The 22,112-nt window shown below is 66.6% G+C and carries 17 protein-coding genes; 8 read left to right on the forward strand and 9 right to left on the reverse strand.

The window, feature by feature from the left end; genetic code table 11:
* Positions 1-47 precede the first annotated feature (47 nt).
* Both ASPU41_RS08520 and ASPU41_RS08525 read right to left on the reverse strand, forming a co-directional pair.
* The gene (locus tag ASPU41_RS08520) at positions 48-767 is read right to left on the reverse strand and encodes a DsbA family oxidoreductase (protein ID WP_069950559.1); all 720 of its coding nucleotides are present in this window, start codon (positions 765-767) and stop codon (positions 48-50) included.
* Positions 768-823: 56 nt separating this feature from the next.
* Positions 824-1,360 (reverse strand): GNAT family N-acetyltransferase, encoded by a 537-nt coding sequence (locus tag ASPU41_RS08525; protein WP_069950560.1) that lies wholly within the window; start codon positions 1,358-1,360, stop codon positions 824-826.
* A gap of 603 nt (positions 1,361-1,963) precedes the next feature.
* Here ASPU41_RS08525 and ASPU41_RS08530 point away from each other — a divergent pair.
* Entirely contained in the window at positions 1,964-3,157 is a 1,194-nt protein-coding gene (locus ASPU41_RS08530; RefSeq protein WP_069950561.1) for an MFS transporter, read from the forward strand.
* A gap of 230 nt (positions 3,158-3,387) precedes the next feature.
* Here the strand turns inward: ASPU41_RS08530 and aceB are convergent, their stop codons facing one another.
* Positions 3,388-5,052 (reverse strand): malate synthase A, encoded by a 1,665-nt coding sequence (aceB, locus tag ASPU41_RS08535; protein WP_069950562.1) that lies wholly within the window; start codon positions 5,050-5,052, stop codon positions 3,388-3,390.
* A 104-nt stretch (positions 5,053-5,156) separates the two neighbouring features.
* Positions 5,157-6,470, reverse strand: a complete 1,314-nt coding sequence (gene aceA, locus ASPU41_RS08540; RefSeq protein WP_069950563.1) for an isocitrate lyase — start codon at positions 6,468-6,470, stop codon at positions 5,157-5,159.
* A gap of 142 nt (positions 6,471-6,612) precedes the next feature.
* Here aceA and ASPU41_RS08545 point away from each other — a divergent pair, with 142 nt between their 5' ends.
* From ASPU41_RS08545 to ASPU41_RS08555, 3 genes are all read left to right on the forward strand, one after another.
* Positions 6,613-8,121, forward strand: a complete 1,509-nt coding sequence (locus ASPU41_RS08545) for a helix-turn-helix transcriptional regulator (RefSeq protein ID WP_069950564.1) — start codon at positions 6,613-6,615, stop codon at positions 8,119-8,121.
* 176 nt (positions 8,122-8,297) lie between these two features.
* Positions 8,298-10,046 carry a pyruvate dehydrogenase gene (locus tag ASPU41_RS08550; protein WP_069950565.1) on the forward strand — a complete coding sequence of 583 codons (1,749 nt, stop codon included), beginning with the start codon at positions 8,298-8,300 and terminating at the stop codon, positions 10,044-10,046.
* A gap of 208 nt (positions 10,047-10,254) precedes the next feature.
* Positions 10,255-11,535, forward strand: a complete 1,281-nt coding sequence (locus tag ASPU41_RS08555) for a serpin family protein (protein WP_069950566.1) — start codon at positions 10,255-10,257, stop codon at positions 11,533-11,535.
* Between the two features lie 107 nt (positions 11,536-11,642).
* On the opposite strand, the gene ASPU41_RS08560 is transcribed toward ASPU41_RS08555, so the two are convergent.
* Positions 11,643-12,512, reverse strand: coding sequence for a hydroxymethylpyrimidine/phosphomethylpyrimidine kinase (locus ASPU41_RS08560; protein ID WP_069952575.1), 870 nt, complete (start codon positions 12,510-12,512; stop codon positions 11,643-11,645).
* 142 nt (positions 12,513-12,654) lie between these two features.
* Here ASPU41_RS08560 and ASPU41_RS08565 point away from each other — a divergent pair, with 142 nt between their 5' ends.
* Both ASPU41_RS08565 and ASPU41_RS08570 read left to right on the forward strand, forming a co-directional pair.
* On the forward strand, positions 12,655-14,067 hold the full coding sequence (locus ASPU41_RS08565; protein WP_069950567.1) for an MFS transporter: 1,413 nt from the start codon (positions 12,655-12,657) through the stop codon (positions 14,065-14,067).
* A 295-nt stretch (positions 14,068-14,362) separates the two neighbouring features.
* A complete protein-coding gene (locus ASPU41_RS08570; RefSeq protein WP_069950568.1) occupies positions 14,363-15,058 on the forward strand; it encodes a queuosine precursor transporter in 696 nt (231 codons plus the stop codon).
* Positions 15,059-15,304: 246 nt separating this feature from the next.
* Here ASPU41_RS08570 and ASPU41_RS08575 read toward each other — a convergent pair whose 3' ends face one another.
* Entirely contained in the window at positions 15,305-16,246 is a 942-nt protein-coding gene (locus ASPU41_RS08575) for a type IV toxin-antitoxin system AbiEi family antitoxin domain-containing protein (RefSeq protein ID WP_069950569.1), read from the reverse strand.
* A gap of 193 nt (positions 16,247-16,439) precedes the next feature.
* Entirely contained in the window at positions 16,440-17,453 is a 1,014-nt protein-coding gene (locus tag ASPU41_RS08580; protein WP_069950570.1) for a LacI family DNA-binding transcriptional regulator, read from the reverse strand.
* Positions 17,454-17,606: 153 nt separating this feature from the next.
* Here ASPU41_RS08580 and ASPU41_RS08585 point away from each other — a divergent pair, with 153 nt between their 5' ends.
* Positions 17,607-18,785: a Gfo/Idh/MocA family protein gene (locus tag ASPU41_RS08585; RefSeq protein ID WP_069950571.1), complete on the forward strand. Its 1,179-nt coding sequence runs from the start codon at positions 17,607-17,609 to the stop codon at positions 18,783-18,785.
* On the forward strand, positions 18,782-19,801 hold the full coding sequence (locus ASPU41_RS08590; protein WP_069950572.1) for a sugar phosphate isomerase/epimerase family protein: 1,020 nt from the start codon (positions 18,782-18,784) through the stop codon (positions 19,799-19,801). The genes ASPU41_RS08585 and ASPU41_RS08590 overlap by 4 nt, the downstream gene beginning before the upstream one ends.
* A gap of 219 nt (positions 19,802-20,020) precedes the next feature.
* Here ASPU41_RS08590 and tgt read toward each other — a convergent pair whose 3' ends face one another.
* Positions 20,021-21,319, reverse strand: coding sequence for a tRNA guanosine(34) transglycosylase Tgt (gene tgt, locus ASPU41_RS08595; protein WP_069950573.1), 1,299 nt, complete (start codon positions 21,317-21,319; stop codon positions 20,021-20,023).
* Positions 21,320-21,352: 33 nt separating this feature from the next.
* Entirely contained in the window at positions 21,353-22,078 is a 726-nt protein-coding gene (locus ASPU41_RS08600) for a hypothetical protein (RefSeq protein WP_069950574.1), read from the reverse strand.
* Positions 22,079-22,112: the final 34 nt, after the last annotated feature.

Below are 22,112 nucleotides of genomic sequence, written 5' to 3' on the forward strand. Positions count from 1 at the left end.
GCGGCGTCCCGAGGGGCCTGTGGGAACCTTGGCCCTGGAAGATGTTTTCAGACGGCGCAGCCGTCCGGGCCGCAGGCGTTCGCGGTCCCGTCGGCGTTTCCGCTGCCGGCCGGGCTGACCATCTCCAGCGGCCGGCTGTCCTGCCATGCCTGCTCGAGGGCGGCGGTAAAGATCGCGGCGGGCTGGGCGCCGGAGAGCCCGAATTTGCGGTCAATTACGAAAAACGGGACGCCGGAGATGCCCAGGGCGCGGCCTTCCTCGAAGTCCAGCCGGACGTCGTCGGCGTACTTGTCCGTCGTGAACAGTTCATCCAGTTCGGCGGCGCCGATTCCGAGGTCCAGGCCCAGCGAGGTCAGGTACTCCCGGCTGCCGATGTCCTTGCCGTGCTCGAAGTGGTCGCTGAGCAGGCGTTCCTTGGCGGAGTCCTGCTGCCCGTGCGCGGCGGCGAGGTGGATCAGCCGGTGGGCGGTGAAGCTGTTGGCGACGACGACGTCGTCGAACCGGTAGTTGAGCCCCTCGCCGCTGGCCTGCTCCGCCACGTGGGCGAACATTCCGGCGACCTGCGCCGGGGCCATGCCCTTAAGGGTGCTCAGGTAGTCCAGTTCGGTGCCGTCATAGTGCTGTGGCAGTGACGGGTCCAGCTGGTAGCTGCGCCACTGGACCTCCACGGACTCCCGGTGCGGGAAGGCCGCGAGGGCCGTTTCAAAGCGGCGTTTGCCGATGTAGCACCAGGGGCAGGCCACGTCTGACCAGATCTCAATCTTCATGCTCGCCACAACCCTGCGGGGGCAGGCTCCATTCCCCGTCGCTCCTGTTGGCTTGGTCACGGGGTGACCGGGCGCTCCATGACGAAGTCGTGTTCCACGGTGCTGCCGAGCGTGAAGGACTTGGTGCCGACCTTCCGGAAGCCGGATTTTTCGTAGAAGCGGATGGCGCGGGCGTTCTGGTCGTTCACCCCGAGCCAGAGCCCCCGGGCGCCGGCCGCCGCGGCCGCGCCGATGCTGGCGTGCATCAGGTCGGCGGCGGCGCCCAGACCGTGGTGGTCCGGGTGGACGTAGCATTTGCTGAGCTCGGTTGAGGGCAGGATGGTCAGGACCGCAGCCACGTCAGGGTCCTGGGCGGGCCGCGCGGCCAGGAGGCTGTAGCCGCGCAGCTCGCCGTCGGCGTCGAGCACCAGTATGGTGATGACAGGATCGGCGAGGTAGCTGACGAAGTTGGCCTCGCTGAGGGTGTTCGCGAGGTGCGCGGCGATGTCTGCCGGTGAAGAACCCGGCGGGCAGGCCAGCGGGAAGGTGACGGCCGCCAGCGCGGCGAGCCGGCCGGCGTCGTCCGCGGTTGCCGTTCGGATTACATGCGTCATGCCCAGAACCCTAATCCCGGAAAGGTGCCCATATCGCTTCGTGAAGCGTTGTTGCGGCCGTCTGCAGGTTCAGGGCGGCTTTTCGCTTCGGAAAACGTCCTGTGACACGGAAGCGATCCTTCGCTACCCGGATCCGCGTAGCGAAGGACCGGTTGCGCGTCGCCCGCCCGGATCCGTAGCGAATTACTGCTGGAACCCGGCGACGAAGGACGTGTCCGACGCCCGAAAGTCAGCGGACCGGTAGGCAGCATACGCGATGCGTCTGGAATCGGGTGACCAGCTGTTGACGTTGAGGGTTCCCTGCGCCAGTAGCCGTCAAGGTCCAGCCGCCACAGACCGCCGGCGCCGTTGAGGATCAGAGCGGAGTTGTCGGGTGTCCAGTGGGGTGCTTCCAGGAGCAAGTCGTTGTCCTCAATCCTGGGTGCCAGCCAGATGGTTACCCAGTACGTGCTCTCGCCTGCCGTGATCGAGGCGACCCTGCAGGCCACGGGCTGACTCCGGCGATTGACGCGGGTGTCATAATCGCCGGGTCCGTAGTGCGCACGTGATAGCAATGGGACTGATGAAAGCATATTTCTGCCTGCAGGCCGAGCCGCGGCACCCATGAGCGCCAACGTCCTCGCGAAGGTGCCGCGGAGCTGGATGCTGCTGGCCGCCATCGGACTCATCGCCCTGAACATGCGCGGCCCGTTCGTCGCGGTGGCGCCGGTGGTCGGCCCGATGCAGGCGGAGCTCGGCTTCTCCCCGGTGGAACTTGGCCTCCTGACCGGCATCCCGGTGCTCTGCTTCGCCGTTGCCTCCCCGCTCGCCTCGTTCACCGGGCGCAAGCTCGGCGCGGAAGTCGCGATCACCCTCACCCTCCTGGGTGTCCTGCTGGGCGTGGTTGTCCGTTCGGCGGGCGACGGCGCCCTGGTCATGCTCGGCACGGTGATTCTCGGCATCGCCATCACGATTGGCAACATCGCCGTCCCGCTGATCATCCGGCGCGATTTCGCTCCTGCCCGGCAGGCCACGGCCATGGGCATCTACACCGCCGCCCTGAATATTGGCTCCTTTATCACCGCTATGGTGACGGCGCCGCTGGCGGAGCTGTTGGGGTGGCGGCTGGCCCTGGCCGCCTGCGGGCTCTTCGCCGTCGCAGCGTTCGTGGCCTGGGTGCTCGCCTTTGGCAGCCGGGCGTTCCGGCCCGAACCGGTTCCCGCCCCGGAACCCGCGCGCGCCGGGATCAAGAAGGCATCACGCTGGATCACAGTCGGCCTGACCGCAGGCTTCGCCGGACAGGCGTTCTCCTACTACGGTGTGACTGCCTGGCTGCCCAGCATCCTCGCGGACGAGCTCGGCATGACGGCCGCGGCGGCAGGCGCCGGGTCCTCGCTGTTCCAGATCCTCGCCATCGTGGGCGGGCTGGGCGTTCCGCTCGCGGCGCGTTTCGCCAGCACGACGGCGGTCGGGCTCACCCTCGGGCTCCTGTGGCTGACGGTTCCGGTGGGCCTGCTGCTGGCGCCGGAGCTGTGGTGGCTGTGGTCATCGTTCGGCGGCGTCGCCCAGGGCGGCGGCATCACGCTGATTTTCATCGCCATCATCCGGCTGGCCCGGGACCAGGCCTCCGCGGGCCGGATGTCCGCCGTCGTGCAGGGCGCGGGGTACTCCTTCGGTGCGGCGGCCCCCACCCTGCTGGGCTACGTGAACGGCGTCTCGGGATCGTGGACCGGGCCGCTGCTGATGGTGCTCGGCTCGGTGGCGATGTTCATCCTCGGGACCGCGCTTTCCCTCCGCCACGTCCCCAAGGCTCACTGACTCCGGCGGCGCCCCGGCCTGCGGCGCCAAAGTCATCGCTGAGGTCACAGTTAAGGCCCATGTTCACGAGGAACATGGGCCTTAACTCTCATCTCGACGCCGTTGTCGATTCCCTCACGGGGTCTTCCGTCGCTGGGCCACCGCCCCGGATCTCGGGGGTGCCTGTTGCGAAGGGCATGGCAGCCCAGCAGACGGAAATCTGTGCCTTCCGGTGTGTTTCTGTACCGGGCTTAGGCGGGGACGAGCGCGGGATCGTCGCTGGGGACATCGACGCCGTCGCGCGCTTCGTGCAGGAACCGGTCGTAGGCCGGAAGTGTCAGGAAGGCGGGGAACGACGCGGTGAGGGTGACTTCCTCGAAGATGTCCCGCGAATCGGCGAAGCGGTCACCTTCGAAGCGTTCGAGCCTGGCGAACTCCTCGTCCAGCATGTCCTCGACCCATTCGCGGGTGATGACGTCGCCCTTGTCCGTGATGGCGCGGGAGAAGATCCACTGCCACAGCTGCGAGCGGGAGATTTCCGCGGTGGCGGCGTCCTCCATCAGGTTGTGGATGGTGACGGCGCCATTGCCGCGGAGCCAGGACTCGATGTAGCGGATGCCGACCTCGATGTTGTTCCGGATGCCCTGCTCGGTGATGGTGCCGGTGGTGGAGGCGATGTCGAGCAGTGCGCGGTCATCCGGGGTGACGTCCTCGCGGAGGCGGTCCAGCTGGTTCGGACGGTCCCCGAGGACACCGTCGAACACCTCGCGGCAGACCGGAACCAGGTCCGGGTGGGCCACCCAGGAACCGTCGAATCCGTCGGCGGCGTCGCGGGTCTTGTCGGCCCGGACCTTCTCGATGGCGATCGCGTTGGCCTCGGCGTCCTTGCGGTTGGGGACGGCTGCGGCCATTCCGCCGATCGCCATGGCGCCGCGCTTGTGGCAGGCCCGGACCATTTGTTCGGTGTAGGCGCGCATGAACGGCTGGGTCATGGTGACCTGGCTGCGGTCCGGCAGGACGAAGCGCGGGCCGCGGGTGCGGAAGTTCTTGATCAGCGAGAAGATGTAGTCCCAGCGGCCGGCGTTCAGGCCCGCGGCGTGGTCGCGCAGTTCGTAGAGGATCTCCTCCATTTCGAATGCGGCTGTGATGGTTTCGATCAGCACGGTGGCGCGGATGGTGCCCTGCGGGATGCCGAGCAGGTCCTGGGCGAGAACGAAGATGTCGTTCCACAGGCGGGCTTCGAGGTGGTTCTCGATCTTCGGCAGGTAAAAGTACGGGCCCTTGCCCTGGGCGATCAGGCGGCGGGCGTTGTGGAAGAAGTACAGTCCGAAGTCGACGATGCCGCCGGCGATCGGGGTGCCGTCAACGAGCATGTGCTTTTCCGGAAGGTGCAAGCCGCGGGGCCGGACCACAATTGTGGGCAGCTCCTCGGCGGGGCGGAGCTTGTATTCCTTGCCCTCGGGGGTGGTGAAGTCGATCCGGCGCTCGAGGGCGTCGGTGAGGTTGAGCTGCCCCTGGATGACGTTGCGCCAAGTCGGAGTGGAGGCGTCTTCCATGTCCGCGAGCCACACCTTGGCGCCTGAGTTCAGCGCGTTGATGGCCATCTTCTTGTCCACCGGACCGGTGATCTCCACGCGACGGTCCGTCAGGCCCGGAGCCGGGGGAGCGACGCGCCAGCTCGGGTCGTTCCGGACGGACTCGGTCTCGCGGAGGAACCGCGGGTCCTGGCCCTTGCCGATCTGCTGGCGTCGGTCCCGGCGGGCCTGCAACAGCTCCAGCCGCCGTCCCTTGGTTGCCTTGTGCAGCTTGGCAACAAATGCCAGCGCGTCCGGCGTCAGGACCTCGCTCTGCCGGCAGATGGGCTGGGCGGTCAACGTAACCCCGTTGATGGTGTAGTCGTCAGTGAAGCTGTTCATGGGAGTTGCTCCTTGAATGTCCGCTGTTGCCCTATCACTTTTGGTCTCCAAGGGAGGCCGAAGGGGACCAAAAGTGATAGGGCAACTGGCGGGAAAAGCTGGGATTAGTGGAACTGGCCTTCTTCGGTGGATCCCACCAGGGCCAGGGTGGATGCGTTCGGGTTGAGCGCGGTTGCGATGTCGTCGAAGTAGCCGGTGCCGACTTCGCGCTGGTGCTTGGTCGCGGTGTAGCCGCGGGATTCGGAGGCGAATTCCTTTTCCTGCAGCTCGACGTAGGCGCTCATGCCTTCACGGGCGTAGCCGTGGGCAAGGTCGAACATCGAGTAGTTCAGGGCGTGGAAGCCAGCCAGGGTGATGAACTGGAAGGTGAAGCCCATGGCGCCGAGTTCGCGCTGGAACTTGGCGATCGTGGCGTCGTCGAGGTGCTTCTTCCAGTTGAACGACGGCGAGCAGTTGTAGGAGAGCATCTGGTCCGGGAAGTCGGCCTTGACGGATTCCGCGAACTTGCGGGCCAGTTCCAGGTCCGGGGTGCCCGTTTCCATCCAGATGAGGTCGGAGTACGGGGCGTAGGCCTTGGCCCGGGCGATGCAGGGTTCGATCCCGTTGCGGACCTTGTAGAAGCCCTCCGGGGTGCGCTCGCCGGTAACGAATTCCTGGTCGCGCTCGTCGACGTCGGAGGTGATCAGGGTGGCGGCCTCGGCGTCGGTGCGGGCGATGATGACGGACGGGGTGCCCGCGACGTCGGCTGCCAGGCGGGCGGCGTTCAGGGTGCGGACGTGCTGCTGGGTGGGGATCAGGACCTTGCCGCCGAGGTGGCCGCACTTCTTCTCCGAGGCGAGCTGGTCTTCCCAGTGCACGCCCGAGGCGCCGGCCTGGATCATTGACTTCATCAGCTCGTAGGCGTTCAGCGGGCCGCCGAAGCCGGCCTCTGCGTCGGCGACGATCGGGACCATCCAGTCCTCGACGGTCTGGACGCCTTCGGAGAACTCAATCTGGTCGGCGCGGAGCAGCGCGTTGTTGATGCGGCGGACCACGGTCGGAACCGAGTTGGCCGGGTAGAGGGACTGGTCCGGGTAGGTGTGGCCGGAGTTGTTGGCGTCGGCGGCCACCTGCCAGCCGGAGAGGTAGATGGCGCGGAGGCCGGCCTTGACCTGCTGCACGGCCTGGTTGCCGGTCAGGGCGCCGAGAGCGTTGGTGTACTTGCCTTCCTTGTGCTCAGAGGTGAGCTGCTTCCACAGCTTCTCCGAGCCGCGGCGGGCCAGGGTGTGCTCCTCGGAGACACGGCCGCGGAGGCGGACGACGTCGGAGGCCTTGTAGTCCCGGGTGACACCTTCCCAGCGAGGGTTGGCAGTCCACTCGAGCTCCAGGGCGGTGGCCTGCTGTTCGGGCGTCTGGGTGGGCTCAAATGCTGCAGTCATCTTTGTCTCCTTAGTGGGGCCCCGGGCCGGCTGCACTGCTTCCTCGCAGTGCCTCTGGCTGATCCGGTGCGGTGTAACTTTTCCGTAAGACCTACTTTTCTGTATTTCCAAGGGGTTTTCTAGACCAAAAGACTGGAAAGAAATGCACTTCTTCGCGTATTCTCAAGAAATGCACCCCGCCAGTTGGAACCGTCCCGCCTCCGCCGCCTCGCCTGCCGTCCCGGAAGTGGACGTCATCAGCATGGGCCGCCGCGTCCGCCACCTCCGCAAGGCCGCCGGGCTCACCCTCGATGACCTGAGCGCCACGGTGGGAACGGCCCCCAGCCAGCTGAGCCTGATCGAGAACGGCAAGCGCGAGCCCAAGCTCGGCCTGCTCCAGCAGCTCGCCGCGGCCCTTGGCGTCAGCATCGACGAGCTGCTCGGCGCGGAGCCGCCCAACCGGCGCGCCGCCCTGGAAATCGAGCTGGAACGCTACCAGCGCAGCCCCATCTACGAGTCCCTCAATCTGCCCAAGATCCGTATCAGTTCGCGGCTCCCGATGGACGTGCTGGAGTCCATGGTGGGGCTGCAGCACGAGCTGGAACGCCGGCTGAACGAGCAGGTCGCGACCCCGGAGGAGGCCCGCCGCGCGAACGGGGAACTGCGCGCCATGATGCGCGAACGGAACAACTACTTCCCGGAGTACGAGGCGGAGGCGCAAAAGGTCCTCGCCTCCGTGGGGCACACCAGCGGCCCCCTGTCCCATCACGTGATCGCGGACATCGCCGGGCACCTCGGGTTCAGCCTCCACCACGTCGGTGACCTGCCGCACTCCACCCGCTCGGTGACTGACCTTAAGAACCGCCGGATTTATCTCACCCAGAACGCTCGCAGCGACCACGACCCGCGTTCGGTGCTGTTGCAGGCCCTGGGCCACTACGTGCTGGGACACCAGACGCCCACAAACTACGGTGACTTCCTGATGCAGCGGGTGGCCACGAACTACTTCGCCGCCGCGCTCCTGCTGCCGGAGCAGGCCACGGTGGATTTCCTGCAGAAGGCCAAGCAGGCCAAGGAAATCGCGGTCGAGGACATCCGCGACGCCTTTGCCGTCTCGTATGAGACCGCCGCGCACCGCTTCACCAACCTCGCCACCCAGCACCTGGACCTGAAGACGCACTTCCAGAAGACCCACAAGAGCGGCATCATCTACAAGGCCTATGAGAACGACGGTGTGACGTTCCCGCAGGACCACACCGGCGCCATCGAGGGCCAGCCCTCCTGCAAGAACTGGACGTCCCGCGTGGTGTTCGACGTGCCGGACAAGTTCAGCGCCTACAACCAGTACACCGACACCCCGGCAGGGACCTTCTGGTGCACGGCCCGGACCGAGCGCTCCGCCAACGGCGAATTTTCCTTGTCCGTGGGCGTTCCCTATGCGCAGGTGAAGTGGTTCCGCGGCCGCGACACCACGGAACGGTCCAAGTCGACCTGCCCGGACGAAAGCTGCTGCCGGCGCCCGCCGGCGGCGCTGACCTCGGAGTGGGCCGGTAACGCCTGGCCCTCGGCCCGGGCCCATTCGCACCTCCTCGCCGCGATGCCGCCGGGCGCCTTCCCCGGCGTGGACGAGACCGAGGTCTACTCGTTCCTGCAGGCGCATTCGGGCAGCTGACGCTCCCTCAGCTGTGGCGGGTTTGGGCGGGACGCTCCCTCAGCTGTGGCGGGTTTGGCCGGGACGCTCCCTCAGCTGTGGCGGATTTGGGCGGGACGCTCCCTCAGTTTCTGCCCGGGTGGTCGGACTATATTGGCCGTGTCAGCTAATGGATTCGACGGCAGGAGCGCCCAGCCATGGCCAAGGAACTTGCAACCCAGCTCATCGAACAACTTCAAGCCGCCGGTGTGCAGCGCATCTACGGGATTGTTGGCGACAGCCTGAACCCGCTGGTCGACGCCGTCCGGAAAACGGGCGGTGCCGTCAAAGGCGGGATCGACTGGATTCATGTCCGCCATGAAGAGGCCGCCGCGTTCGCGGCGGCGGCGGAGGCCCAGCTGACCGGCCGTCTGGCGGTCTGCGCCGGCTCCTGCGGTCCAGGAAATCTGCACCTGATCAACGGGCTTTATGACGCCAACCGCTCCGGCGCCCCGGTGCTGGCCATTGCCTCGCATATCCCCAGCAAACAAATTGGCAGCAGCTTCTTCCAGGAGACGCATCCGGATCGGCTCTTCAACGAGTGTTCGGTGTATTCCGAGCTGATCAGCACCGCCGAACAGGCGCCCCGGGTCATGCACAGTGCGATCCAGCACGCCGTCGCCTTGCGGGGCGTCGCCGTCGTCACCCTCCCCGGTGACATTGCCGGACTGGAAGCGACGGCCGAGGCCCCTCTGCCGGCAGCGTTTGTGCCTGCCAGCCTGCTGCCGGCTGCACAGAGTGTCCGGGAACTGGCCGAGGCTATCAACGCTGCGGACAAAGTGGCGATCTTTGCCGGTGCCGGTGTCCAGGGCGCCCACGACGAGGTCATTGCCCTGGCGGAAGCCGTCAAAGCTCCGATCGGGCATTCGCTCCGCGGCAAAGACTTCATGCAGTATGACAACCCCTACGACATCGGCATGACCGGGCTGCTGGGCTACGGCGCCGCGGCCGAGGGGATCGAGGATGCGGACCTGCTGATCCTGCTCGGCACCGACTTCCCCTACGACCGGTTCCTCCCGGCAACCCGCACGGCGCAGGTGGACCGGGCTGCCCAGAAACTGGGCCGGCGGACCGACGTCGACGTCGCGGTCCACGGCGACGTGCTGCCGACCCTTGCGGCGCTGATGCCCTTGTTGAAGCCGAAGAAGAACCGCCGCTTCCTCGATGCGATGCTCAAGAAGCATGACCGGCTGATGAACAAAGCCGTCGGCGCCTACACGCGCAAAGTGGAAACGAAAGTGCCGATCCACCCCGAATATGCGGCATCGTTGCTGGACCAGACGGCGGCGAAGGACGCGATCTTTACCGCTGATACCGGCATGTGCAATGTCTGGACCGCCCGGTACATCAACCCGCTCGGCACCCGCCGGCTGATCGGCTCCTACCTGCACGGTTCCATGGCGAACGCGCTTCCGCATGCGATTGGCGCCCAGCTTGCCTACCCCGGGCGCCAGGTGGTGTCCGTATCGGGCGACGGCGGCTTGTCGATGCTGCTGGGGGAGCTGATTACGGTTGCCGCGCACCGGCTCCCGGTCAACGTGGTCGTATTCAATAACTCCACCCTGGGCATGGTCAAGCTGGAGATGCTGGTGGACGGGCTCCCGGACTTCGGCGTCGACGTGCCCGACGCCAACTATGCCGCGGTGGCCAGGGCCCTGGGATTCCACGCCGTCCGCGTCACGGACCCGACCCGGGTCGAGGCCGCCTACCGGGAAGCTTTCGCCCATCCGGGACCCTCCCTGGTGGAACTGATCACCGACCCTAACGCGCTCTCCCTCCCGCCGAAGATCAAAGGCGCCCAGGTCCTTGGGTTCGCCACGGCGATGTCCAGGGTGGTCCTCAACCGGGGAGCCGGTGAGGCCGTCAGCATGGCCCGCAGCAACCTCCGCAACATCCCGCGGCGCTGAGGACCCACTTCGACGTAGCCGGAAACTCCTCGGTTCGCGGGGACGTCGCTGCGAACGGGACGTCTTCCGGCGAACTGGACGGATGGTTCCAAATGAAGGGCAAATCGTGACCCCCGCGTGGTCGCGTTATTCCCGACCCGCTGGTTGACTGGCCGTAGGCGGATCACCGCCGTTTCCACCGTGACCGTTGAGCGGCCTTGGGGGCGCAATGAAACACAAGCCTTTGGCACGGCTTATTGCAGCGGCGGCGGCCACGGCGCTGGCATTGACGGCCTGCTCAGTCTCGCCGCCTGCGCTGTTGAAGGCCGGCGGCGTCGAACGCGTTTCGACGGAACGGTCCGCCTATCCGGCCGAGCAGGCTCAGCTCCGGGCGTCGGCGCGGAAGCTGGGCGCCGTGCTTCTGGCAGACGGCGGGGACGCCGGCGGCGGAAATGTGGTTTCCTCCCCGGGCAGCCTGCTGATTGCCCTGGCCATGCTGAGGGCAGGAGCATCCGGCGGAACGGCTGCCGAGATGGACAGCGTTCTGGGCCTCCCCGCGGAGCACCGTGACGAGGCCCTGAATGCGCTGCTGGCATCCCTGGAAACCTTCGACGGCGACCCTGGCTCGGTCGACGAAAAGAACCCTCCCCGCCGGCCGGTCCTGCACAGCGCCAACGGCCTGTTCGTGGACCAGGGCGTGCCCACCGGCGACGGTTATTTGCAGTCCCTTGCCCGGTATTACGGGACCGGTGTGTACCCGGTGGACTTCCAGGATGAGGCCGCCACCCGCCCCGCGATCGACGCCTGGGTCACCAAGAACACCGGCGGACGGATCAAAAAGGCACCGGCGCAATACGACCGCGAAAACACCTTCAGCCTGATCAATGCGGTGTACTTCGCCTCGGCCTGGAAGATCCCCTTCGACCCGGCAGACACCGCCGAGCTGCCATTCACGACGGCGGACGGCCGGCAGGTTGCCGTCCCCACCATGTCGGTCGTTCAGGATCTCGCCTTTGCCCGGGGTGCAGGCTGGCAGGCGGTGGACCTGCCCTATGCCGACGGCTTTGTGATGCGGCTCGTGCTGCCGGATTCCGGGACTTCCGGGCCCGGAGCGCGGGACGCCGCCGACGCTGCCCGGGCCCTAGGCTCCGTGGCCCCGGCGCCGACGCAGCTCTACCTGCCGAGGTGGGAGCAGAAGAGCAATTTTGAGCTACGCAAGGTCTTCGCGGCCCTGGGCCTGCAGGAAATGCTCCAAACCGCGACGGGCTTCGACTCAATCCAGCGCGGACTCAAGATCCGACAGGCCGGACAGTCCGCCACCATCACAGTGGCGGAAAAGGGCACGATTGCCGCGGCCGTCACACAGATCAACGCGCAGGCCGTCAGCGGTGTGGCGCCGATGAACGTGATCCGTTTCGACCGGCCGTTCCAGTATGAAATAGTCCACGTCGAGACCGGGCTGCCCCTTTTTATGGGCCGGGTGTCCGAACCCCGTGCGGCCGGACCCTGAGCCTGCGTTTCCGGGGTAGCGGGAAACTCCTCGGGTCGCCGAAAAGTCCCGGCGACCCCGACGTTGTCCGGCGCCCCCGGCGAACCCGCTGTGCCGGGCGGCGGACGTTAGCGCGGACCGCCCTGCCAGAGCGCGTCGAACGGCGCTCCCGAGGCCACCCGGTTCCGGATCCCCGCGGTCACAAACGCCTTGGCGCTGCGCGCGGCCTCCAGCGGTGACGCGCCCTTGGCCAGTTCCGCCGTCACGGCTGCGGCCAGGGAGCAGCCGGCGCCGGACACAGCCACTTCGCCCACCTTCGGGGCGGACAGGACTTCCAGCGTCTCGCCGTCATAGTAGACGTCGACGGCGTCGGGCCCGGCCAGACGCACTCCGCCCTTGGCGAGGACCGCGGCGCCACTGAGTTCGTGGATGCGGACGGCTGCGGCCTTGAGCGACTCGAGGTCGGTGATTTCCAGGCCGGAGAGGGACTCGGCCTCGAAGTGGTTCGGTGTGACAACCGTGGCAAGCGGCAGGATTTGCGCCTTGAGGGCCTGGTCCGTGTCCAAGGCGTGACCCGGTTCCTGGCCCTTGCAGATCAGCACCGGATCCAGCACCACGTTGGTGAAGGCAGCGGCGGCCAGCGCCTTGGCGACCGTCGAAATCGTCGCCGGGCTGCCCAGCATGCCGATCTTCACGGTGTCCAGCATGGACGGTGCGCCGGATGCCGGGCCGTAGGCCGCCGTCGTCGCCTCAAGCTGGTCGGCGATGACCTGCTGGTCGATCGGAACGAAGCGGTGGTTCCAGTTGTCCTGTGGATCGAAGGAAACGATGCACGTCAGGTTGGCGATGCCGAAGACGCCCAATTCCTGGAAGGTCTTTAGGTCAGCCTGCGCGCCGGCGCCGCCGGTCGCTTCGGATCCGGCGATGGTCAGGGCGACGGCGGGAGTGGCGGGGTCGGAAGCGGCCCGGGCGGTGGAGGCAACGGCGGTGAAAGTCATGGTCCCATCCTGCCATCCACCGGAAACCGCCAGCACTGTGCTCATGAACAGTATGAACACAAGCAGAGTGTTCCGGAACACGAGGAATATGGTGGCGGACGGCGTTGCTTTCTTGCGGCGCCGGATCCAGGAAGGTTCATTGATGAGCACCCAGCTGTCCGAATCGGCACAGACGAGAAAAGCCGTAAGCAACATTCTCAAAGGCTCTGCCGGCAACCTCGTGGAATGGTATGACCTCTACGTCTACACGGTCTTTGCGGCCTATTTCCAGTCGCACTTCTTCAATTCCAAGGACGAGCTGCAGGCGGGCCTTGAGGCCATGGCCGTCTTCTCGACCTCGTTCCTGATGCGACCGGTCGGGGCCTGGTTCTTCGGCCGCTACGCCGACCGCAAGGGACGCAAGGCCGCGTTGACCCTAAGCGTGACGATGATGTCCGCTGGATCCTTCGCCATCGCCATCCTGCCGACGACGCAGCAGATCGGCGTGTGGGCCCTGTTCCTGCTCGTCCTGGTGCGGCTGATCCAGGGCTTCTCCGTGGGCGGCGAATACGGCACCAGCGCAACGTACATGTCCGAGGCCGCCACCTCCAAACGCCGCGGCTTCTTCTCCAGCTTCCAGTACGTCACGCTGATCGGCGGCCAGATGCTGGCCCTGCTGGTCCTCGTTATCCTGCAGAACACCATGGACAAGTCCACCCTCACTGAGTGGGGCTGGCGCATCCCGTTCGCGATCGGCGGCGTCGCTGCCCTGGTGGTGCTGTGGCTGCGGCGCTCGATGGAGGAAACCGTGTCCGCGGAGCAGGTCGAGGCTGCCAAGGTTCCGGCCGTGGCTGGCGTGGCCCAGCCGGGCACCATGAAGCTGCTGTTCACCCAGCACTGGAAGCCGCTGCTGATCTGCATCGGCGTTACCCTGGGCGGCACCGTTGCGTTCTACACGTACACCAACTTCATCCTGAAGTTCATGAACGATACCTCCGGCATCGCGAAGACCGAAACCTCCGTGATCAACTTCTGGGCGTTGTTCATCTTCATGCTGCTTCAGCCGGTCTACGGCATTATCTCCGACAAGGTCGGCCGCAAGCCGCTCTTGATCTGGTTCGGCATCACCGGCGTCCTGTTCACCTGGCCGCTGCTCTCCACCCTGGCCGGTACCAAGGATCCCTTTACGGCATTCCTGCTGATGATGGGTGGCCTGCTGATCGTCGGCGGCTATACCTCGATCAACGCCCTGGTGAAGGCCGAGCTGTTCCCGGCCTCCATCCGGGCCCTCGGCGTCGGCCTCGGCTACGCGATCGCCAACTCGCTCTTTGGCGGAACGGTCCCGCTGATCGGGGCAGCGTTCCAGAAAGCCGAACGTGTGGACCTGTTCTTCACCTACGTCACCGTGGCCATTTCTATCTCTCTGGTGGTCTACATCTTCGCGCTGAAGAACAAGAAGTCGACCCACCTGGACCACGAACAGGGGCACGCCTGGGAGCCAACGGACTCTACAGCGGTGCCCGGCGACGGCGCCCGGGACGACGACAAGGAACTGGTCGACGCCTCGCGCCGCTAGGTCCGCGGGCCGCTCGCGGGTCAGTGCAGGCTGTGCGTGAGGAAGCGCCGAGCCGGCACGGAAACCGCGAAACGGCGGCGCCTGCGGCGGCGGGTTGCCGGCACTGGACTTTGGTCCGGCAGCCGGCGGCCCGCCGTCGTCCTTGTCCGGGCCGCGGCAGTCGCCGGGGTGAGAGAATGGAAGGCGGTTCCGGCGGCCAGCCCGCCAGGAGCCATCCAGTGCTAATACAGCCGGCTGCCCTATGACCTCTCCCGAGGACCCGGGCACCAGGCGAACCACTACGAATGGAACACCCATGACTTCCGCCAAGACTTTCCCGGCCGCCGCGCCGCCGAAGTTCGCCTCGATCGGTTCCCCCTACTTCGGCATCCTGCTGGCCGTTATGGCCGTGGTGCTGATCCTCTCCAACATCGGAGCGTCCAAGGGCGTGGCGATCGGCCCGATCATCACCGACGGCGGCTTCTTCCTTTTCCCGCTGGCGTACATAATCGGCGACGTCATCAGCGAGGTTTACGGCTTTGCGGTGGCACGCAAGGCCATCGTCACCACCTTCGCACTCTCGGTCTTCGCGTCCCTCTGCTACTGGATCATCATCGCCCTGCCGGGCTTCGACGACGACTTCGGCATCGCTAAGCAGACCGCGCTGGAAGGCGCGCTGGGCCCGGTCCCGCAGATCGTGCTCGCCTCCCTGCTGGCGTTCCTGGCCGGGCAGACCATCAACGCCTGGATCCTTGTGAAGATGAAGGCGCGCGCGGGGGAGAAGTCCCTCTGGGCGCGCATCATGAGTTCCTCAGTCGCCGGAGAATTAGTGGACACCCTGATCTTCTGCAGCATCGCGGCCTCCGTGATCGGGATTTCCGACGCCGCTACCTTTGTGAACTATGTCGTCGTGGGCTTCCTTTACAAGACACTCGTGGAGTTCCTCTTCGTGCCGGTGACCGCGGGTGCGATCGGCTGGATCAAGAAGCGCGAACCCAGCTACGGGGCGTAGGCTGCCGCCGGTGCCCTCGCCGGTGCCCTCGCCGGTGCCCCTCGCCGGTGCCCTCGCCGGTGCCCCTCGCCGGTGCCCCTCGCCGGTGCCCTCGCCGGTGCCCCTCGCCGGTGCCCTCGCCGGTGCCCTCGCCGGTGCCCTCGCCGGTGCCCTCGCCGGTGCCCTCGCCGGTGCCCTATCAGCGGGTCACTATCGACGTCGCCGTAACGAAACGGCGAGTCCAAGACTTTCGGGCGATTTCGCGGCTCAGGGTCCGGGACGGGCGGCCAGGGCGCGAAGTAGGCGGTTCTTGAACTCCTGCTCTCGGAAGAGGTCCTTCCACTCGACGCGGACGAAGAGCCAGCCGTCCTCGGTCAGGGCTTTCTCCCGGCGCCGTTCCTCGAAGAGCACATCGGCTGTGGGCTTGTAGTCGAAGTACTTGGTCTTGCCGTCGAATTCGAGAGCGACTTTCTCCTCCTTCCACGCGAAGTCCAGGCGATGCTTCCCGGCCCGGCTCGACACCTCAAACTGCGGCTGGGGCGCCTTGATCTTCAGACGAAAGATCAGCTCGCGGGTCAGGGTCTCGCCGGGGGACTCTGACCGTGGATCGGCCGTTGCGAGGACGCGGCGGAATATCCGGATTCCCCGCCTCCCGTCCAGGGCATCAGCCATGGCCTGCAGGGCGGCTGGGTCCGCGCCGAGGCGTAGCGCATGGTCCGTGAGGATCAGTGCCTGTCTGTAGCGCAGCATCATGGCGCAGTCGGCAACCGTGCGCTCCAGAGATGTCGTTCGAAGGCCGTTCACGAAGGCGACGTCGTGTTCGGCGAAGGCGCGGGTGTGGCAGCGGACGTCCCTGCCGTGGCGTTCGTTGGACGGCCGCACCTTCTGGAGGATGTGGATGGCGTCATCCACATCCCAGAGAAAGAGGCGGCGGAGGCGCGCCGCGGAGGTGTGGCTGTACAGGAAGCTGCCTGTCGACCTCGTGCGCGTTCCGTGGGCATGCGCGTAGATGAGTTGCCTGCTCCGTGCGGACGGGGACTGCGCATGCCAGAGGCTGGCGCGGAAGTAGCAGCCGTGCCGCAGCCGGACGAGGGCACCCGAATCCAGGAGCGAGTGGATGGCCCGCGGGCCGTAGCCGAGGTCGAGCAGTTGTTCTGTGCGCCAGAGGTTGCCCGTCGTTGGCAGCTCGAGTGGGTGGTAGTGCGTCATGCCACCAGCATGGTCTGCCGAGGAATCGGGGGGCAGAGTCCGCCGTCGCTATGTGGAAATGCGCGAGATCGCCGGACCGGCCTGGCGTCGCCGTAAGCTTCCGGCTCCTGCGGGATTTTCCCGCGACTTAGACGGTGACGGGCAGGTCTGGCGGGGCGGGGCGGGTGCCGCATTGCGCCGGCGGCGGGCTCGGTCAGCCGGAAATTCGCGCCGTGGTGCCGCGGACGACGAGGGCGGGCCGGATCAGCCTGCGCTCAGGCTCGAGGGTGGGGTCCTGGATTCGCGCCAGCAGGGTGTTGGCGACATCCACGCCGACTATGTCGCTGCGGTTGTCCACGGACGACATGTCCAGATACCGCGACTTGGCCAACTGGGAGTTGTCGTAGCCGATCACGGAGAGGTCTGCCGGGACGGACAACCCGCGTGCCGTCGCCGCGGCAAGGGCCCCCAGTGCCATGGTGTCGTTGGCTGCGAACAGGGCCGTTGTGTCCGGGAATCGGTCGAGAATCCCGCAGGCGGCAGCGTAGCCGTCCTCCTCGGAGGTCCCCCGGGACTCACCGGCAATCCGGACTTCGACACCGGCCTCCAGGACGCGGCTGCGGAAGCCTTCACGCCGGTGGGCCGCGGCGCCGCCGGAGCCCGAGAGATGTCCGATGCTGGTGTGGCCGAGCCCCAGCAGGTGGTCTGCGGCCATCCGCCCGCCGGCGTCGTCGTCATTCGTGATGAGGCCAGCGCCGGCCGGGACGCCGTTCCGCCAGCCGGCGACGACGGCGGGAACCCAGGTCCCGGCCATCATCGACTCACTCGGCTCGGCGGCGATGACCAGGCCCTCCACATGCATGGACAGCAGGCCGTCCGTGGCCTCCGTGATGCGGTTCTCGCCAGGGCGTGAATCCGCGAGGGTGACCTGGTAGCCATGGGGTGAGAGTGCCGACTCCATGCCGCGCAGGAGGTCCACGAACCAGAGGTTCCGGAAGTCGTCGATGACGAGCCCGATGCTTTTCGTCTGGCTGCTGGCGAGCGTTGTGGCTGCACGGCTGGGCCGGTATCCCAGCTCCGACATGGCCGCCCGGACGGCCGTCCGGCGCTTCTCGCTGACCTTTGACGGGTTTTGCAGCACGAGTGAGACCAGTGACGGCGACACGCCGGCGCTCTGGGCGACGTCATAGATCGTCGGGCGGCGTTTCCTGGCGGTGTTCAGCGTCATCTGCAGAGCCTTTCATGTTCCATCCGAGGATAGTCCGCCAACCATTGACAGGACATATTTACATAGTTAGGCTTTATTTCAGCGCAAGCTTTTGTAGCGCTCCAATTTTATCGCGTCGGGCCGTGGGCCTGGCCAATTTCAAAGGAGAAATCGATGGCCGACAGTCTGGGAGTCGCCGTAATCGGCGCCGGGATGGCGGGCAAGGCCCACGCGGCCGCATACCGCACGGCGTCGGCGCTTTACAGCCCGGTTCTTCCGCCGAACCGGCTGGTCTCCATCGGCGACGTCAACGCCGAGTTCGGCTCCCTCGCCGCGAAGCGCTTTGGCTACGAACGCAATGACACCTCGTGGCAGGCGATCGCGGCGGCCGATGACATCGACGTCGTGAGCGTTGTGATCGCGAACTCCCTGCACCGCGAAGTCGTGGAAGGCCTGCTCGCCGCCGGCAAGCACGTGCTGTGCGAAAAGCCGCTGAGTGACTCAATCGAGGACGCCCGCGCCATGGCCGAGGCGGCCCGCAACGCCAGCTCGATCGCACGCATCGGGTTCACTTTCCGCCGCACGCCGGGCATCGCGTACATCCGTGACCTCATCAGGTCCGGTGTGCTGGGCAAAGTCCTGCATTTCAGCGGCCGCTACTGGACGGACTACGGGTTCAGCCCCTCGGCGCCCATGAGTTGGCGCTACAAGGGCGGCCCCGGATCGGGTGCGCTGGCCGACGTCGGAAGCCACCTGACGTACGTCGCCGAATTCCTCTGCGGTGACATCAAATCCATCAGCGGGGGACGCCTCAGCACGGTGATCGACAAGCGCCCGCTGCCGCTCGGCGCCGTGATGGGCCATGACCACGCCGCCGTCAGTGACACCTTCGAACCCGTCGAAAACGACGACTACGCCGTGTTCTCGGCAGAATTCGAGAACGGCGCCGGCGGCTTCGAGGTCTCCCGTGTTGCGGCCGGGCACGCCAACAGCCTCATCTTCGAAGTCTTCTGCGAGAACGGTGCCGCAAGGTTTGACCAGCGACGCCCCGCGGAGATCGAACTGTTCCTCAACGACGGCCCGGCCAACGAGAACGGCTACCGCCAGGTCATCCTCGGTCCGGGACACCCCTACATCGCCGGCGGCCTGGCCATGGACGCGCCCAGCGTCGGATTCGGCCAGAACGACGCCTTCGGCTACCAGGCCCGGGCCTTCCTCGAGGAAGTCGCCGGCCTCAGCGAGGCGGAGTCGCTGCCACGCTGCGCCACCTTCGACGAGGGCGTGCGCAACATGGAACTGCTCGGCGCGGTCACCGAATCCGCACTCAACAACGGAAAGAAAATCACGCTATGAAACTCGGTGTCTACAACGCCATCCTGCACGACCGGCCCCTTCCGGAGGCCCTCAAGGTCATCGCCGACCTGGGGCTGACCGGCATCGAAATCAACACGGGCGGGTTCCTGCCCGCCGTCCACGTCCCCGACATGGACCAGATCCTGGAAAGCGATGCTGCCCGCGACGACTACCTCGCCATCTTCGAGGGGACCGGGGTCTCAATTGCCGGCCTGAACTGCAACGGCAACCCGCTGCACCCCAAGCGTGAGATCGGCGAGAAACATGCCGAGGACATCCGCCGCTCCATCCGGCTGGCGCAGCGGCTGGGACAGGACCGGATGGTGACCATGTCCGGCCTGCCCGGGGGCGAGCCCGGAGCCACGACGGTCAACTGGGTCGTCAACGCCTGGAACTCGGCCGCCCTGGATGTGCTCGACTACCAGTGGGGCATCGCGGCCGATTTCTGGAAGGAAACCGACCGCCTCGCCGCCGACCACGGCGTGAAGGTGGCCCTTGAACTGCACCCGCAGAACATCGTGTTCAATACCGCCGACGTCCACAAGCTCATCGAACTCACCGGCGCAACCCATGTCGGCGTCGAGCTGGATGCCTCGCACCTGTTCTGGCAGCAGATGGATCCGGTCGCAGTCGTCCGCGAACTCGGTCCGCTGGTCTTCCAGGCAGCCGCGAAGGACGTCCGCATCAACACCGCGAACGCCGCGCTCTACGGGGTGCTGGACAACAGCTTCCGCCGGCTCTCCCCGGAAGAAAACCGCACCAATCTCGGCGGCGATGAGTGGGCCAACGAATGGCCCAAGGACTCGGCGTGGGACTTCGTGGCCCTGGGACGCGGGCACGACACCGCCTACTGGACCGAGTTCCTGCGCGCGCTGTACGAGGTGGACCCGGACATGCTCGTCAACATCGAGCACGAGGACGTGTCCCTGGGCCGGATCGAGGGCCTCCAGGTGGCGGCCAAGGTTCTGCGCGACGCTGACGCGGCACTCTCGGCGTCGTTGCACCTCACGAACTGACGGCGCGGGGGCAGGGTGGCGGGCATGCGCCGCCACCCTGCCCCCCGGACACCCTCCCCGGCAGAACGGACGACGGCGCGTGCGGCAGGTCTCGTCCACGCCCCCGCCGGAACCGGGGTAGCCGGAGAGCGCCCAGGGCGCGGGAACCTTCCGGCGCACACGAATGCCTCCCGCGAATTCGACAGCGGCCGCCCCACGGCAGGCCAGGCCCGGCGGAACCTAGAAGTAGTACCGGTCCAGGGTCTCGTCCCTGAACTCGAAGAAGTTGCCGGCCTCGATGGCGAGCCGGGCGTCGTCGACCATCTTCACCACGAAGCGCTCGTTGTGGATCGAGATCAGCGTTGCCGAGACCATTTCCTTGGCCTTGAACAGGTGGTGGATATAGGCCCGCGAATAGTTCAGGCAGGCGTAGCAGTCGCACCCTTCCTGCAGCGGGCCGAAGTCGCGCTTGTACATGGCACCGGAGAGGTTGTAACGGCCGGTGGGGTGGTAGAACGCGGAATTGCGGGCCACCCGCGTGGGGGACACACAGTCGAAAGTGTCCGCGCCGTTCTCGATCGCCGTGAAGATATCGTCCGGCTCGGAAATGCCCAGCAGGTGCCGGGGCTTGTTCTCCGGCAGCTCCTCGTTGCACCAGCGGACGATCGTGCCAAGGTTTTCCTTCTCCAGGGCCCCGCCGATGCCGAAGCCGTCGAAGTTCAACGCGCCGAGGTCACGGCAGGCTTTGCGGCGCAGGTCCTCGTACTGGGCGCCCTGGATCACCCCGAAGAGCGCCTGGTAGGGCTTGCCCGTGCGCTCGGACGTGAGCCGGAAGTGCTCGGTGATGCAGCGCTCGGCCCACCGCCGGGTGCGTTCCAGGGACTCCTCCTGGTAGCCGCGGGAATTCTGCAGCGTGGTCAGCTCGTCGAAGGCGAACATGATGTCCGCGCCGATCTGGTGCTGGACGTTCATGGAGATCTCGGGGCTGAAGCGGTGCCGGTCGCCGTTGAGGTGGCTCTTGAACCACACGCCCTCCTCGTCCACGTGGGCCAGCCGTTCCTTGCCGGGGGCGACGGCGTCGTCGGGTCCGGACTGGTCCACCGATTTCATGTCGATGACCTTCTTGAAGCCCGAGCCCAGGCTCATCACCTGGAACCCGCCGGAGTCGGTGAAGGTGGGGCCGTGCCAGTTCATGAAGGTGCCCAGCCCGCCGGCCTCATCCAGGATGTCCGCGCCGGGCTGCAGGTACAGGTGGTAGGCGTTGGCCAGCACGGCCTGCGCGCCCAGCTCGGCGACAGACTCCGGAAGGACGGACTTGACCGTGGCCTTGGTGCCGACGGCGATGAACGCCGGGGTCTGGATTTCCCCGTGCGGTGTGGTGATCGTGCCGGTGCGGCCGAGGAACTCCCCGCCGTTGGCGCTGACCTGCGCCTCCGTCGGTGAGCAGCTCTCGCTCAGGCGCTTGCCCACGCGGAAGGAAAACTCGGACTGCCGGGCCGGCAGGGGCGGTGGCACGGGGGATTCAGGATTGGCTGGCACCGTTCAAGTGTGCCAGCTAACAGCCTCCAACCCTTAGTGCAGCGGATCGGATGTGGGGTAGTTCTCAGCCCGCCACTTGTCCCAGTAGCTGCGGATGGACTCCAGCTGGTGCGCGCCAAGGTCGTAGGTGGAGACGATGACCAGGGACCCGCCGTGCGGCCTGATGTCCTTGATGGCCGGCTGGTCCGCCACGATCACCAGCCCGTCGCCGTGCTCCGCATAGTGGTGGACCGTCAGGCCCACCTGGTGGTTGCTGCGGAACCATACCTTGCCGGAGATTTCCTCGCCCGTGGCCAGGGTGAGCGAGTGCGGCTCGCCGGGCTTCGGGACGTCGCTGAGGCCCAGCTGCTCGATGGCGGACCCCTCATCCCCCGGCACGGAGAAGAAGAAGGTCCGGCGCTTGCCGTGCGGATGCCGTTCGAGGGCGAAACGCAGCTGCTGGAGGAAGGTGAGCCAGCCCTGGGTGATGTCCTCGTCCCAGGCCGCCCACTCGGAATTATGGTCCACGGCGGCCCGCGTGACGCTGACTTCCGTGCCGGTCGGGACCGGTTTCAGGGTGAAAACGTCCCCGCCGTCGACCACCAGGGAGGTGTGGTCGGCGCCTTCGACCACGTTGGGGCTGAAGTAGATCTCCTGGATCTCGGCCGCCTGGTCGTCGGCTTGCCAGCCGTGCCACTGGGCAACCTTGGCGGGCTCGCGCAGCATTGTCCAAACCTGCTGCGCGTCGGAGTTGATCACAACGCTCAGATTGTTCGTCATGGGGTGAATCTACAACGCCGGGCCGCGAGGGGGT

The organism is Arthrobacter sp. U41, assembly GCF_001750145.1.
In the GTDB taxonomy this organism is placed as follows: Bacteria; Actinomycetota; Actinomycetes; order Actinomycetales; family Micrococcaceae; genus Arthrobacter.

Excerpts from the sequence above, each read along its gene's own strand:
- ASPU41_RS08520 (WP_069950559.1), bottom strand. The coding sequence starts at position 767 with ATGAAGATTGAGATCTGGTCAGACGTGGCCTGCCCCTGGTGCTACATC.
- ASPU41_RS08525 (WP_069950560.1), bottom strand. The coding sequence starts at position 1,360 with ATGACGCATGTAATCCGAACGGCAACCGCGGACGACGCCGGCCGGCTC.
- ASPU41_RS08530 (WP_069950561.1), top strand. The coding sequence starts at position 1,964 with ATGAGCGCCAACGTCCTCGCGAAGGTGCCGCGGAGCTGGATGCTGCTG.
- aceB (WP_069950562.1), bottom strand. The coding sequence starts at position 5,052 with ATGAACAGCTTCACTGACGACTACACCATCAACGGGGTTACGTTGACC.
- aceA (WP_069950563.1), bottom strand. The coding sequence starts at position 6,470 with ATGACTGCAGCATTTGAGCCCACCCAGACGCCCGAACAGCAGGCCACC.
- ASPU41_RS08545 (WP_069950564.1), top strand. The coding sequence starts at position 6,613 with ATGCACTTCTTCGCGTATTCTCAAGAAATGCACCCCGCCAGTTGGAAC.
- ASPU41_RS08550 (WP_069950565.1), top strand. The coding sequence starts at position 8,298 with ATGGCCAAGGAACTTGCAACCCAGCTCATCGAACAACTTCAAGCCGCC.
- ASPU41_RS08555 (WP_069950566.1), top strand. The coding sequence starts at position 10,255 with ATGAAACACAAGCCTTTGGCACGGCTTATTGCAGCGGCGGCGGCCACG.
- ASPU41_RS08560 (WP_069952575.1), bottom strand. The coding sequence starts at position 12,512 with ATGACTTTCACCGCCGTTGCCTCCACCGCCCGGGCCGCTTCCGACCCC.
- ASPU41_RS08565 (WP_069950567.1), top strand. The coding sequence starts at position 12,655 with ATGAGCACCCAGCTGTCCGAATCGGCACAGACGAGAAAAGCCGTAAGC.
- ASPU41_RS08570 (WP_069950568.1), top strand. The coding sequence starts at position 14,363 with ATGACTTCCGCCAAGACTTTCCCGGCCGCCGCGCCGCCGAAGTTCGCC.
- ASPU41_RS08575 (WP_069950569.1), bottom strand. The coding sequence starts at position 16,246 with ATGACGCACTACCACCCACTCGAGCTGCCAACGACGGGCAACCTCTGG.
- ASPU41_RS08580 (WP_069950570.1), bottom strand. The coding sequence starts at position 17,453 with ATGACGCTGAACACCGCCAGGAAACGCCGCCCGACGATCTATGACGTC.
- ASPU41_RS08585 (WP_069950571.1), top strand. The coding sequence starts at position 17,607 with ATGGCCGACAGTCTGGGAGTCGCCGTAATCGGCGCCGGGATGGCGGGC.
- ASPU41_RS08590 (WP_069950572.1), top strand. The coding sequence starts at position 18,782 with ATGAAACTCGGTGTCTACAACGCCATCCTGCACGACCGGCCCCTTCCG.
- ASPU41_RS08600 (WP_069950574.1), bottom strand. The coding sequence starts at position 22,078 with ATGACGAACAATCTGAGCGTTGTGATCAACTCCGACGCGCAGCAGGTT.